At 67.5% G+C, this 14002-nt stretch carries 12 protein-coding genes; 6 read left to right on the forward strand and 6 right to left on the reverse strand.

The features are described 5' to 3' along the window. Positions 1-5: 5 nt before the first annotated feature. Positions 6-284 (reverse strand): hypothetical protein, encoded by a 279-nt coding sequence (locus tag ASE34_RS09050; protein ID WP_053095916.1) that lies wholly within the window; start codon positions 282-284, stop codon positions 6-8. Between the two features lie 543 nt (positions 285-827). Here ASE34_RS09050 and smc point away from each other — a divergent pair. The 3 genes from smc to ASE34_RS09065 are packed head-to-tail and all read left to right on the forward strand — an operon-like array spanning position 828 to position 5809. Further along, entirely contained in the window at positions 828-4367 is a 3540-nt protein-coding gene (smc, locus tag ASE34_RS09055) for a chromosome segregation protein SMC (RefSeq protein WP_056278664.1), read from the forward strand. A 24-nt stretch (positions 4368-4391) separates the two neighbouring features. Next, positions 4392-5264: a signal recognition particle-docking protein FtsY gene (ftsY, locus tag ASE34_RS09060; RefSeq protein ID WP_053095919.1), complete on the forward strand. Its 873-nt coding sequence runs from the start codon at positions 4392-4394 to the stop codon at positions 5262-5264. Positions 5265-5308: 44 nt separating this feature from the next. Next, entirely contained in the window at positions 5309-5809 is a 501-nt protein-coding gene (locus ASE34_RS09065; RefSeq protein ID WP_053095921.1) for a DUF2004 domain-containing protein, read from the forward strand. 16 nt (positions 5810-5825) lie between these two features. Here the strand turns inward: ASE34_RS09065 and lipA are convergent, their stop codons facing one another. Then, positions 5826-6815, reverse strand: a complete 990-nt coding sequence (gene lipA, locus ASE34_RS09070) for a lipoyl synthase (RefSeq protein ID WP_056278665.1) — start codon at positions 6813-6815, stop codon at positions 5826-5828. Then, positions 6812-7465, reverse strand: coding sequence for a lipoyl(octanoyl) transferase LipB (gene lipB, locus ASE34_RS09075; protein WP_056278666.1), 654 nt, complete (start codon positions 7463-7465; stop codon positions 6812-6814). The genes lipA and lipB overlap by 4 nt, the downstream gene beginning before the upstream one ends. Before the next feature lie 93 nt (positions 7466-7558). Here lipB and ASE34_RS09080 point away from each other — a divergent pair, with 93 nt between their 5' ends. Together ASE34_RS09080 and ffh are read left to right on the forward strand one after the other, a co-directional pair. Further along, a complete protein-coding gene (locus ASE34_RS09080; RefSeq protein ID WP_053095926.1) occupies positions 7559-8179 on the forward strand; it encodes a TetR/AcrR family transcriptional regulator in 621 nt (206 codons plus the stop codon). A gap of 13 nt (positions 8180-8192) precedes the next feature. After that, the gene (ffh, locus tag ASE34_RS09085) at positions 8193-9746 is read left to right on the forward strand and encodes a signal recognition particle protein (RefSeq protein WP_053095928.1); all 1554 of its coding nucleotides are present in this window, start codon (positions 8193-8195) and stop codon (positions 9744-9746) included. Positions 9747-9755: 9 nt separating this feature from the next. Here ffh and ASE34_RS09090 read toward each other — a convergent pair whose 3' ends face one another. Then, a complete protein-coding gene (locus ASE34_RS09090) occupies positions 9756-10664 on the reverse strand; it encodes an EamA family transporter (RefSeq protein ID WP_056278667.1) in 909 nt (302 codons plus the stop codon). Between the two features lie 78 nt (positions 10665-10742). On the opposite strand from ASE34_RS09090, the gene ASE34_RS09095 reads away from it, so the two are divergent. Beyond that, the gene (locus ASE34_RS09095) at positions 10743-11678 is read left to right on the forward strand and encodes a LysR family transcriptional regulator (protein ID WP_056278668.1); all 936 of its coding nucleotides are present in this window, start codon (positions 10743-10745) and stop codon (positions 11676-11678) included. Positions 11679-11680: 2 nt separating this feature from the next. Here ASE34_RS09095 and glpK read toward each other — a convergent pair whose 3' ends face one another. Continuing rightward, the gene (glpK, locus tag ASE34_RS09100; RefSeq protein WP_053095934.1) at positions 11681-13195 is read right to left on the reverse strand and encodes a glycerol kinase GlpK; all 1515 of its coding nucleotides are present in this window, start codon (positions 13193-13195) and stop codon (positions 11681-11683) included. Positions 13196-13224: 29 nt separating this feature from the next. Then, positions 13225-13977, reverse strand: coding sequence for an MIP/aquaporin family protein (locus ASE34_RS09105; RefSeq protein WP_053095936.1), 753 nt, complete (start codon positions 13975-13977; stop codon positions 13225-13227). Positions 13978-14002: the final 25 nt, after the last annotated feature.

Consider the following 14002-nt stretch of genomic DNA (forward strand, 5'->3'; position numbering starts at 1 on the left):
CCAGGTCAGCGCAGCTGACGCTGCAGGTCGTAGGTGAGCAGGGCGTAGGTCTCGCCGGGCGTGCGATCACGTCGATCGAGACGCAGCGCATCCGCTTCGGCGGCGGCGATACGACGTACCGGGCGAGGGCGCTGTGCCCTCTGGAGCAGCCAGAGGCCGATCCGGAGAGAGAGACGATCTGCCAGCGCGAGGCGCCGCAGCTCATCGGGTGCGGGGATGTGGAGGACCTGCTGGTCCTCGGTATCCGGAGGGTGGGGGATGCTGCGGTACAGCGTGGTGTTCACGATGATTCCTTCGAGATGAATGGTGGTCATGGGTGCGGCGAACGCGGCCGCCGGGCCTTCGGTGAAGGGCGGCGGTGCGCGGTGAGAGTCGAGAGCCCGGTGCGCCCGAAGGCGAGCGCCGGGATCGGCGGAGAGCCGTGATCCGGAGAGGATCAGAGGGCGGAGCGCGGAGTAGAGCGGGCGAGAAGCCCCGTCACAGGTCGGAGACCGGTGGATGGTTCGGGGCAGAGTTCTCGGGCTGCGGTTCTACGAGAGAGCGCTTCGACGGACGCCGGCGGTTACCGAGTGCGCAGAGCGCGGCGCGAATGGCGCGGCGAGGCCAGTGGCCTGAGCAGTGAGCTGAGTGATCATCGGTAACCTCCTTTCGTGTGGCGATCCGGAGGTTACGGTAGCGAAACCCGGGCGTGTCCGTCAAGCATGACCGGCGTGGATCGGCGTGTCGCGCGGAATTCCGGTTCACTGCGAACCCGCGCGGGATGCCCGTTCTGAGCCGTCATTCCGGTAGCGTATGGGCGTGATTCACCCCCGAGACGCGGTACGCGCATGCATCTGAAGAGCCTGACCCTCAAGGGGTTCAAGTCCTTCGCGCAGCCGACCAGCTTCGTCTTCGAGCCGGGTGTCACCTGCATCGTCGGACCCAACGGGTCAGGCAAGTCCAACGTGGTGGACGCCCTCGCCTGGGTCATGGGCGAACAAGGGGCCAAGACGCTGCGCGGCGGCAAGATGGAAGACGTCATCTTCGCAGGCACCTCGACCCGGGGGCCGCTGGGCCGCGCCGAGGTGCAGCTGACGATCGACAACAGCGACGGCGCACTGCCGATCGAGTTCGCCGAGGTCACGATCAGCCGGACTCTGTTCCGCAACGGATCGAGCGAATACGCGATCAACGGAGAGAACTGCCGTCTGCTCGATCTGCAGGAGCTCCTCAGCGACTCGGGGCTGGGACGCGAGATGCACGTCATCGTCGGACAGGGCCGGCTGGACACGGTGCTCCAGGCATCGCCGGAAGACCGTCGTGGCTTCATCGAAGAGGCCGCCGGCATCCTCAAGCATCGGCGGCGCAAGGAGAAGACCCTTCGCAAGCTCGATGCGATGGAGACCAACCTCACGCGATTGAGCGACCTCGCGGGTGAGATCCGCCGTCAACTGAAGCCGCTGGGACGCCAGGCCGAGATCGCGCGAGAGGCGCAGACGATCGCCGCGGTCGTCCGCGATGCCAAGGCCCGGATCTTCGCCGACGACGTCGTGGCGCTGCGCACCGCCCTGGCCGATCACACGCGCACGGAGAACGAGAGACATACCGAACGACTGGTGCTGTCCGATCAGGCGGAGGCGGTGCGGGCGAACATCGCACGGCTCGAGCAGGATCAGAACTCGGCCGCGGTGGATCAGGCGAGAAGCGTCGCCTTCGGTCTCGAGCAGGTGCAGGAGCGGATGCGCGGGCTTTACACTCTGGCCAATCAGCGGCTCGCGCTGCTCGGCTCGGACGACGATGACGCGGCCGTGACCGCCGTCACGGTCACGCAGAGCACGATCGACGAGGCGAAGGATGAGATCACCGTGATCTCCGCTGGCCTCGGTGACGCCCAGGAAGCGGCGACCGTGGCGAGCCGCGAGGTGATGCTCGCGCGCGCCGAACTCGACACTCTCGACGTCGACATCGCCGAACAGAGCGCGCTGGTGTCGGCGTACGACATGCGCATCAGTTCGCTGCGTGGCACAGCCGATGCGGCCGCGTCCGCTCTCGCTGCCGTGCGGGGCGCGGTTCTTCGACAGGAGAACGCTCTCGAGGCGGCGAACGCGCGCCGTCGTGACGCAGCGGAAGCCCTCGAGGCGATCGCCGATGCAGAGGCGCCTGAGGGCACGGCAGCCGAGCATTCCGCAACGTACGAGAGCGCGCAGCGGGCTGTGACCGCGGCCGAAGCCGAGCGGGAGACACTCCGAGAGCGGCTGCACGCAGCGGAACGCGAGGTCGACGCGCTCACCGCGAAGTCGGCGGCGCTCGGGAGCGCGCTCGCGATCTCCGGAGGAGCCGCGGAGATCGTGAAGACCGGCGGTCCGGGGATACGCGGACTCGTGGGCGACTCGGTGCAGGTCAGGAGCGGATTCGAAGCTGCCGTCGCGGCGGTGCTGGGTCCCCTCACTGAAGGCGTCCTCGTCGACGGCGCGGACGATGCGTTCGACCTCGCCGGCGACGCGTCGGAGCAGCGACGGGGAGTGGTCGATTTCGTGATCGCCGACTCCGCGCGTCCGTCGATCGAGCTGCCCGCCATCGATGGGGTGACCCGCGCGGTCGACACGGTCACGGCGCCGGACGGCGTCCTCGGGATCCTGTCGCACGTGGTCATCGCAGACAGCCTCGACGCAGCGCGTGCCGCGCGAGTGTCACTCGATCTCGCCGGCGACACCACCACCACGATCGTGACCACCGCCGGCGACGTCGTCACCGCTCAGACTCTGCGCACGGGTTCCGGCGGCGAACGCTCGCGCCTCGAGCTCGCCGCCGAACGAGACGCGGCGAACGACCGCCTGGCCGAAGTGCAGGTCATCGTCGACTCGCTGCGGGAGGCGCGTGAGGACGCGAACGAGTCCGTCGAGACATCCCGTCGTCTGGCGAAGGACGCGCTCCGGGCGCTCCGCGAGCACGATGCCGCGCTGGCGACGCACGCCGAGCAGGTCAACCGCATCACGGTCACCCACGAGTCGGCGGTCGCCGAGTGCGAGCGACTCGAGAACGGGCTCGCGCAGGCGCAGAGCGCGGTGCAGGAGGCCGAGGCAGCGTCGGAGGCAGCCAAGGCCGAGTGGGACGCCGCTGTCGCGGCGCCGCGGCCCGTGCTCGACGCCTCAGCGCGTGACGGACTGCTCGAAGCGCTCGAGATCGCACGCGAGGGCGAGGTCAGGGCTCGACTGGAGATCGAGACGCTGCGTGAGCGCGTGCGCGCTGCCCAGTCCCGGGTCGTCGGTCTCGAGCGGCAGCGCGAGCAGGAGCGGGACGCGGCTGCCGAGGCAGCGCGCCGGGCCGTCATCCGCCGTGCGCAGCGCGAGGCGGCATCCGGCGTCGCGCTAGAGCTCCCGCGCATCCTCGATTCGATCGATCGGTCCGTCACCGAGGCACGCGTCGCGCTGGCCGAGGCGGAGTCGGCGCGATCGGCGCAGAACCAGGAGTTGACGGCTCTGCGCGCGCAGGAGACCTCGCTCCGGGAGAGGTTGGCCGGCCTCACCGAGAGCGTCCACGGTCTCGAGCTGCAGATCCATGAGAAGAAGCTGCACCTCAACAGCCTCCTGGAGCGGGTGGCGTCGGAGCTCGCGCTCGACGAAGATATTCTCGTTGCGGAATATGGTCCCGACCAGCTCGTTCCGCGGGACCCCGCTGCGGAGCCCGCCGATGACGAGCAGCTCGACACGGCGATCCCGTTCGATCGACGGATTCAGCAGCGTCGACTGGCTGATGCGGAGCGCAAGCTCGCTCAACTCGGACGCGTGAACCCGCTCGCGCTGGAGGAGTTCGCGGCACTCGAGCAGCGCCATGCATTCCTCACCGAACAGCTCGCCGACCTGACCCAGACCCGTCAGGATCTGCTCACGATCATCGCCGATCTCGACGAGCGGATGCAGACGATCTTCGCGAGCGCGTTCGAAGACACGAGGGTCGCGTTCGGAGAGGTCTTCCCGCTGCTGTTCCCCGGCGGATCCGGAAGCATCTCGCTCACAGATCCCGAGAACATGCTCACCACGGGCATCGAGGTGTCGGTGCGTCCGGTCGGCAAGAAGATCGAGCGGCTCTCCCTGCTCTCGGGAGGTGAACGCTCCCTCGCCGCGGTCGCGCTGCTCGTCGCCATCTTCAAGGCGCGCCCGAGCCCCTTCTACATCCTCGACGAGGTCGAGGCGGCGCTCGACGACGCCAATCTCGGCCGCCTGCTCACCGTGTTCGAGCAGCTTCGCGAGAGCTCGCAGCTGCTCGTCATCACCCACCAGAAGCGAACCATGGAGATCGCGGACGCTCTCTACGGTGTGTCGATGCGTCAGGACGGCGTCTCTGCGGTCGTCGGGCAGCGCGTGGGCGACCGCGCGGCCGCCGTCTGACGGCGCTACCCGTAGGCTGGAGTCATGGCGGAGAAGTCGTGGTCCCTCACTCGCGCGCTGCGCGGGATGTTCGTCAAGCCCACTATCGACGAGACGACGTGGGAGGACCTCGAGACCGCCCTCATCACGGCTGACTTCGGTCCCGACATCAGCGAGAGGGTCGTCGAGGAGCTTCGAGAGAAGGTCGAGCGCTACCGCACGACCGATCCGCAGGATCTCCAGCGGATGCTGCGCGAGACGCTCGAGGAGCACTTCGCGAAGTTCGACACCACCCTGAAGCTCACCGAGCGACCGGCGGTCGTGCTCGTCGTGGGCGTCAACGGCGTCGGCAAGACCACGACGATCGGCAAGTTCACCAAGTTCCTCCGCGGGTTCCAGCGCAGCGTGGTGGTCGGCGCAGCCGACACGTTCCGTGCGGCGGCCGTCGATCAGCTCGCCACCTGGGCGCAGCGCGGGGGAGCGGCGATCGTCCGTCCCCAGCAGGAGGGCCAGGATCCGGCATCCGTCGCCTACCAGACGATCGAGTTCGCCCAGCGTGAGGGCATCGAGATCGCGATCATCGACACGGCCGGTCGTCTGCACACCAAGGGCGGGCTGATGGATGAGCTGGGAAAGATCCGTCGCGTGATCGAGAAGCAGGCGCCGATCAGCGAGGTCCTTCTCGTGCTCGACGCCACGACCGGGCAGAACGGAGTGATGCAGGCCGAGGCCTTCCTCCAGCATGCCGGCGTCACCGGTCTCGTCCTGACCAAGCTCGACGGATCGGCGAAGGGCGGTTTCGTCCTCGCCGTGCAGGAGCGCACCGGCATCCCCGTCAAGCTCCTCGGGCAGGGCGAGGGCATCGATGATCTGACCGGATTCACCCCCCATGTCTTCGTCAAGTCGCTCGTCGGCTGACGACGGGACTACCGCCGCGAGCACGAGGCTGGTTTCATAGCGTTATGGCGATCGAACACGACTACTTCGGACTCCTGTCCTCAGGGCCCGACGGCTCGATCTTCTGGTCCGAGACGGTGGAGCTCGGTGACCAGAGCGTCACCGTCGACCTCACGGCTCCCGACCAGGACGATGTCTCTGCCGACGCGCTCGACATCGCCGCTTCGCTCATCGCGGGGATCGAGAACGTCGACGCGGTCTCGCGGCGGGGCATGCTCGCGGAGGTCGACGATCGCACGAGCGAGGTCACCGAGTACATCCTTCAGCAGCAGGAGGCGTATGGTGACGAGCTCGAAGACGTCCTCGTCGACGTGAGCGGTGACGCCGCCGTCGACATCATCCGATCGCTCCGGCTCATGAGCATGACGATCCTCGCCGACGAGCACGGTGGGTCCGAGCCCTTCGCCGTGTTGGAGTACGCGCTCGACGCCACCACCACCGACGACGTCCTGCTCGTGAACCTCGGCTCCGACGGCAGCGTGCAATCCGTGATGAGCGCGGACTGACCGTTCCCGCCTCAGTTCAGACGGCTTGGGCGAAGCCGAGGTCTGCACTCTCGGCGATGTGCGCCAGGTGCGGCGGGATCTCGCGTCCTTTCGACACCATCGACTGCGCCCACAGCCGGCCGGCGCGGTAGGACGAGCGCACGAGGGGGCCTGCGAGCACGCCGAGGAAGCCGATCCGCTCGGCCTCCTCCTTGAACTCCACGAACTCGGTCGGCTTGACCCACCGTGCGACAGGCAGGTGATGAGGAGACGGCCGCAGATACTGCGTGATGGTGATGATGTCGCAGCCGGCGTCGTGCAGGTCGTTCAGCGCCTGGACGACCTCCTCCGGTTCCTCGCCCATTCCGAGGATGAGGTTGGACTTGGTGATCAGTCCCGCGTTGCGTGCCTGGGTGATCACATCGAGCGAGCGCTCGTACCGGAATGCAGGGCGGATGCGCTTGAAGATGCGCGGCACGGTCTCGACGTTGTGGGCGAAGACCTCGGGGCGTGCGTCGAAGATCTGGCCGAGGAAGGCCGGATCGGCGTTGTGCTCGTTGGCGAGCAGCTCTACTCCGGTGTTCGGGTTGAGCTCGTGGATCTTCCGGACGGTCTCGGCATTCAGCCAGGCTCCGGTGTCCGGGAGGTCGTCGCGGGCGACGCTGGTGACCGTCGCATAGCGGAGGTTCATCCGCACGACGCTCTCGGCGACCCGGCGCGGCTCGTCCGTGTCGTAGGCGTCGGGCTTGCCGGTGTCGATCTGGCAGAAGTCGCACCGACGGGTGCACTGCGACCCGCCGATGAGGAAGGTCGCCTCTCGGTCCTCCCAGCATTCGAAGATGTTCGGACACCCCGCCTCCTGGCACACGGTGTGGAGGTCCTCGCTCTTCACCAGCGAGTGGAGTGCGGTGTACTCGGGCCCCATCTTCGCCTTCGTCTTGATCCATTCCGGCTTGCGCTCGATGGGCGTCTCGGCGTTGCGGATCTCGAGGCGGAGGAGCTTGCGTCCTTCGGGTGCGGCGGTCATCTGGAGGCTCCTACACGGTCGGCGGTCGAGTATTCGGCGAGGAAGGCGGCGGACACGGAGGCGCTGATGTCGGCGGGGGAGACGTCAGCACCGACGACCTCGCTCACCGTCGTCACGCCCGCGTCGGTGATCCCGCACGGGATGATGCCGCCGAAGCCCGCGAGAGTGTTGTCGCAGTTGATCGCGAAGCCGTGCATCGTGACGCCCTGCTGCACACGCACCCCGATCGCCGCGACCTTGTCCTCCGAGAGCGGGCGGCGGACCCATACGCCGCTGCGTCCCTCGACCTGGTACCCGTCGACGCCGAGCGGACGGAGCACGTCGATCAGGGTGCGCTCGAGGCGGCGGACGTGAGCGACGACGTCCATCGGCTCGGGCAGTCGGACGATCGGGTATCCCACGAGCTGGCCGGGGCCATGCCAGGTGATCTTCCCGCCGCGGTCGACGTCGATCACCGGAGTGCCGTCGTGGGGGCGCTCCTGCGGCTCGGTCCGCTTGCCGGCGGTGTACACGGCCTCATGCTCGAGGAGGATGAGCGTGTCCGGACGGGTGCCGGACACGACGTCGGCATGGATGCTGCGCTGCAGATCCCAGCCCACGGTGTAGGGGACGTACGTCGGGGCGAGACCCGCCGTCAGTATCTCGAGCATGGAGACCACTCTCGTCAATAAATGGATTGCGTCTAAGAATACTCCTCCGCACTGACGGCGGCGCGCCGCAGCGACGCGCGGTAGCGTGTTGACATGAGCAGCACGAGCCGAGCAGGGCGGCCGAAGGCGTCTTCGCGGGAGACTCTCGCCGAGGCTGCCTGCGAGCTGTTCCTGGAGCAGGGGTACGACGCCACCTCGGTCGCCGACATCACCCAGCGAGCCGGAGTGAGCCGCTCGAGCTTCTTCAACTACTTCTCGTCGAAGAGCGACGTGCTCTGGTCCGGTCTCGACGACCGCATCGGTCGTGCGGTCGAAGATCTGGTCGCGGTGCACGAAGATCGCGACGGCGCGCACGTCAGACGCATCCTCTCGGCTCTCGTCGACGACTTCGCACCCGACAGCCTCGCACTCGCGATCAACAACTCGTCCGCGATGGGGCTCGACGACGAACTCGAGCAGGACGCCGCACGGCGACAGGCGCGCCTGGCTGCGACCCTCGCCGATCTCGCCCGGCGCTCCGGCGTCCCCGCGCTCACCGCCGACATCGCGGCAGCGACGTGGGCCGCCGCGGTTCTCGCTGCGGTGCGAGCCTGGGCCGAGAGCGGCGCAGGTCGCGGTTCGGTCAGCGATCGATTCGCCGACGCTGTGCGCGCGATCGCGCGGTTGCCGTGGACCGCGGCAGCGAGCGCGGAGAACGGGTCAGGATTCGCGTAAACTCGGTGTCACCATGGCTACCTTTGGCACGCTCTCCGATCGGCTCACCGAGACCTTCCGCAACCTTCGCACGAAGGGAAAGCTCACTGCGGCCGACGTCGACGGCACAGTGCGCGAGATCCGGCGCGCGCTGCTCGACGCCGACGTCGCTCTCACGGTCGTCAAGGACTTCACCGCGAAGGTGCGCGAACGTGCCCTCGGCGACGAGGTCAACAAGGCACTGAACCCGGCCCAGCAGGTCGTGCAGATCGTCAACGAGGAGCTCGTGCAGATCCTCGGAGGCGAGCAGCGTCGTCTCCAGTTCGCCAAGACCGCGCCGACGGTCATCATGCTCGCAGGACTCCAGGGTTCGGGTAAGACGACGTTCGCGGGCAAGCTCGCGAAGCAGCTCGAGGGGGAGGGGCACACTCCTCTGCTCGTCGCGGCGGACCTCCAGCGCCCGAACGCCGTGAACCAGCTCCAGGTGGTCGCCGAGCAGGCCGGTGCCACCGTCTACGCACCCGAGCCGGGCAACGGCGTGGGCGACCCGGTCAAGGTCTCGCGCGACGGCGTCGAGCATGCGCGACGTCACCAGCACGACGTGGTCATCATCGACACCGCCGGACGCCTGGGCGTGGATGCCGAGCTCATGAAGCAGGCATCCGACATCCGCAAGGCCACCGACCCCGACGAGGTTCTCTTCGTCATCGACGCCATGATCGGCCAGGATGCGGTGAACACCGCTCGTGCGTTCCAGGAGGGTGTCGACTTCACCGGCGTCGTGCTGTCGAAGCTCGACGGAGATGCCCGCGGTGGTGCGGCGCTGTCCGTCGCCTCCGTGACCGGACGCCCGATCATCTTCGCATCGACCGGTGAGCGCCTCGAAGACCTCGAGCCGTTCCACCCCGATCGCATGGCCAGCCGGATCCTGGATCTCGGCGACATCCTCACCCTCATCGAGCAGGCCCAGCAGGCCTTCGATGAGGAAGAGGCCGTCAAGATGGCCGAGAAGCTCGCGACCGAGCAGTTCACACTCGAAGACTTCCTCGACCAGCTTCAGCAGATGAAGAAGATGGGATCGATGAAGAAGATGCTGGGAATGCTTCCCGGCATGGGGCAGATGAAGCAGCAGCTCGAGGACTTCGACGAGCGCGAGATCGATCGCACCGAGGCGATCATCCGCTCCATGACTCCCGGTGAGCGCCGCAATCCGAAGGTCCTCAACGGCTCGCGTCGCCTGCGTATCGCCCGCGGTTCGGGAATGACGGTCACGGATGTCAACCAGCTCGTCCAGCGCTTCGATCAGGCCGCGAAGATGATGAAGACCGTCGCGCGCGGTGGCACCCCGAACATCCCCGGCATGGGGTCGATGCCCGGCATGGGCAAGCCCGGCGCGTCGTCGAAGCGCGGCAAGAAGGGCAAGTCCTCCGGCGGTTCACGTTCGGGCAACCCCGCCAAGCGCGCCGCCGAGAACGCCGGCCTCGCTCCGACGTCGACTCCGACGGGTTCGGGTTTCGGTCTCGGGGGCGCGAAGGCGCCGAGCGAAGCCGACCTCGCGGAGATCCAGAAGCTCTTCGGCAAGAGCTGAGGCGTCCCTTCATAGTCGGCGCGCGGGCAGCGCCGGTTCGGGAACACGTGACGACCGGCGGGGTCGCCGGAGCGCGGTCAGCTGTCCTCCGACGAGGGCGACCAGGACGAGAACGACACCGACGACCTGAGCCGTCGTGAACCTCTCGCCGGCGACGAGTGCGCCCAGCAGAGTCGCCACGACGGGGGAGAGCAGAGCGAGCAGCCCGGGTGCGATCACCGGCAGCTGCTGGATGCCTCGAAACCACAGTATGTAGGCGAGCAGGCCTCCCACCGATCCGAGCCAGACGTACCCGAGCGCTGCTCCGCCGTCGACGGTCGGGGGAGTGCCTTCGAACAACAGGGCGAGGGGCAGCAGGACCAGCCCGCCCGCAGTCAGCTGCCACCCCGCGTAGGCGACGGCCCCCACGCCTGCCGGGCGCCCCCAGCGCTTGGTGAGGATCATGCCCACCGAGGTCGCAGTCACCCCGCCGAGTGCCGCCAGGATGCCGAGGGCATCGAGCTGGGCTGCTGGTCCGAGCACGACGAGAGCGACGCCTCCGGCACCCACGGCGGCAGCGATTGCCGTGACAGGGCGGATGCGGTCTCCGAGCAGCAGAGCACTTAGTCCGAGGATGGTCAGCGGTTGGACACCCGCGACGGCGGCGGCGACTCCGCCGGGCAGCCTTTCCGCGGCGATGAACAGGAGCGGGAAGAATGCGCCGATGTTGAGGGTTCCGAGTGCGAGAGATCTCAGCCACCAGGCTCCGCGCGGCAGAGCGCGACCGATCGCCAGTGCGACGAGTCCCGCAGGAAGCGCGCGGAGGAGTCCTGCGAAGAGGGGATGACCGGTCGGGAGCAACTCCGTCGTCACGAGGTAGGTGGTGCCCCACGACAGAGGGGCCAGCGCGGTGAGCAGCAGCAGGGCGAGGCGGTTCATTCCTTCAGCCTGAATGCCCATCAGCCATGAGTCCAACGCATGGTTCTCACCTGACACATGAGCTGCGATCATGAATGCATGGATCTGCAGCAGTTGAGATACGTCGTCGAAGTCGCGTCGTCCGCCAGTTTCACGCGCGCCGCCGAGCGCTGCTTCGTGACGCAGTCGGCGCTGAGCCACCAGATAGCTGCTCTCGAGCGGGAACTCGGGCAGCGGCTGTTCGTCCGATCGAGCCGCAGCGTACGCACCACCGAGGCGGGTGAGGCATTCCTCGTCCATGCGAATCGGGCGGTCAGAGCAGCGCACGATGCGCGTGACGCTGCGGCTGCCACGGCCGGCCGCGTCGTGGGCACCCTTCATCTCGGTGTCATCCCCACGGGCAGCGCCGTCCCTGTCCCGCAAGCGATCGCACGGTTCCGCGCCGCTCATCCGGATGCCGCGGTCGAGCTCACGGTCGGCAACAGCGACACGCTGGTGGAGGCCGTTCGGCGCGGCGACCTCGATGTCGCTCTGCTGGGACTGCGAGAGGGCGTCGAGCCTCGGAGCGTGGCATTTCGTGCACTCGCCCGCGAACGCCTTGTCGTCGCGGCATCCCCTGCTCACCGCATCTCCGGGCATGTCGGCGTCAGCCTCGCCGACCTCGCGGATGAGGTCTTCGCGGACTTTCCCGCGGGCACATCTGGCCGCGCCCAGGCGGACGCTGCCTTCGCGGCAGCCGGCATCACACGTGACGTGCCCTTCCAAGCGGACTCGTCTGAGCTGATATTGGGTCTCGTCTCCCAGGGGCTCGCGATCTCACTGCTGGCACCGAGGGTGATCGCTACGTCGTCCTTCGACGTCGCGGCGGTCGATCTCGTCGATGGTCCCGTACGGGTTCAGTACGTCGCCTGGGACGATCGCGCCCCGCGCAACGTCACGTCCGCCTTCCTCCGCGTCGTCGAGTCGATGACGTCGCGCCGGAATGATGAAGCGGGCCCGGAGGAATCCTCCGGGCCCGCCCACTCAGGTATCTGAGGTCACTTCACGTCTTCGTCGACCCAGTCCATCGACTTGCTGACGGCCTTGCGCCACAGACGCAGCTGGCGATCGCGCTCTCCGTCCTCCATGGAGGGCTCCCAACGGCGGTCCTCCTGCCAGTTGGCGGAGAGATCGTCGAGTCCGTTCCAGAATCCGACGGCGAGACCGGCCGCGTAAGCGGCGCCGAGCGCTGTCGTCTCCGCCACGACGGGGCGAACGACCGGCACACCGAGCACATCGGCCTGGAACTGCATGAGCGCGTCGTTCGCGACCATTCCGCCGTCGACCTTGAGCTCCGTGAGGTCGACTCCGGCATCCGCGTTGACGGCGTCGAGCACGTCGCGGGTCTGGAATGCGACCGCCTCGAGCGCTGCGCGAGCGATGTGATTCTTGTTCGCGTAGCGGGTGAGGCCCACGATGGCGCCGCGGGCGTCCGGACGCCAGTAGGGCGCGAACAGACCGGAGAACGCCGGGACGATGTACACGCCGCCGTTGTCGTCGACCTGCTTCGCGAGTTCTTCGACCTCGGGAGCGGAGCCGATGATGCCGAGCTGGTCGCGCAGCCACTGGATCAGGGATCCGGTGACGGCGATCGAGCCCTCGAGCGCGTAGTGCGTCGGTCCGTCGCCGAGCTTGTAGCCGACAGTGGTGAGCAGGCCGTTCTTCGAGTGGACGATCTCCTCACCCGTGTTGAAGATCAGGAAGCACCCGGTGCCGTAGGTGTTCTTGCTCTCGCCCGTGTTGAATGCGGCCTGGCCGAAGGTCGCGGCCTGCTGGTCGCCGAGGATGCCGGCGATCGGCGTCTCGCGCAGCAGCGACGAGTCCTCGGCTGCGCCGTAGACCTCGGAGGAGGAGCGGATCTCGGGCATCATCGAGCGGGGAACGCCGAACGCCTCGAGGATGTCGTCGCGCCACTCGAGCGTCTCGAGATCCATGAACATCGTGCGCGAGGCGTTGGTGACGTCCGTCACGTGAACGCCGCCGTCGACACCGCCGGTGAGGTTCCAGAGCACCCAGCTGTCCGTCGTGCCGAAGACGAGGTCGCCGGCATCCGCCTTCTCGCGAGCGCCCTCGACGTTCTCGAGGATCCAGGCGATCTTGGTGCCGGAGAAGTAGGTGGCGAGGGGGAGGCCCACGATGGGCTTAAACCGCTCGACCCCGCCGTCGGCCGCGAGGCGGTCGACGATCTCCTGCGTACGGGTGTCCTGCCAGACGATGGCGTTGTAGACGGCCTTGCCGGTGGTCTTGTCCCAGACCACAGCGGTCTCGCGCTGGTTCGTGATTCCGACCGCGGCGATGTCGTGGCGCGTCAGGTCGGCACGACTCAGTGCGAGTCCGATGACCTCCTGCACGTTGCGCCAGATCTCAGCGGGGTCGTGCTCGACCCAGCCTGCCTTGGGCAGGATCTGCTCGTGCTCCTTCTGACCGGTCGCGACGATGCTGCCCTTCTTGTCGAAGATGATCGCGCGGCTGGAGGTGGTGCCCTGATCGATGGCGATGATGTAGTCGGCCATTGTGTTCTCCTTTGAAGTCAGGTTCGGGTTCAGGCGAGGTTGAGCAGTACCGGCGCAGCGACGGCGGCGAGGACACCACCGATGAGCGGACCGACGACCGGGACCCACGAGTAGGACCAGTCGCTGGAACCCTTGCCCTTGATCGGGAGGATGGCGTGGGCGATGCGGGGGCCGAGGTCACGTGCCGGGTTGATCGCGTATCCGGTCGGTCCACCGAGCGATGCACCGATGGCGACCACGACGAGCGCGACGGGAAGGGCGCTGAGCGGGCCGAGGCCTCCGGGGACGCCGATCTCGATGTCGCCGTAGTCAGCGAACGCGAAGACCGCGAACACGAGGACGAACGTGCCGATGACCTCGGTGACGAGGTTCCAGCCGTACGAGCGGATCGCGGGACCGGTCGAGAAGACGCCGAGCTTGTTGGCGGGGTCGGGCTCCTCGTCGAAGTGCTGCTTGTAGGCCAGCCAGGTGAGGATCGCACCGACGATCGCGCCGAGCAGCTCAGCACCGGTCGCGACCGCGAACTGAGAGAAGTCGATCTTGCCTGCGACGAGAAGGCCGATGCCGACAGCAGGGTTCAGGATGGCGCCGGAGTAGGCGGAGGCGAGGACACCCACGAAGACCGCGAGACCCCATCCCCAGTTGACCATCAGGAAACCGCCGCCGAAGCCCTTGTTCTTGGCTAGCGCGACGTTGGCGACCACACCACATCCGAGGAGGATCAGCAGCGCTGTGCCGACGAACTCCGAGAGGAAGTAGAGACCGAGATTCACTTCAGTCATGTCTTCATTGACCTTTCTTGAGTGC

This window comes from Microbacterium sp. Root280D1 (assembly GCF_001428975.1).
GTDB lineage: Bacteria > Actinomycetota > Actinomycetes > Actinomycetales > Microbacteriaceae > Microbacterium.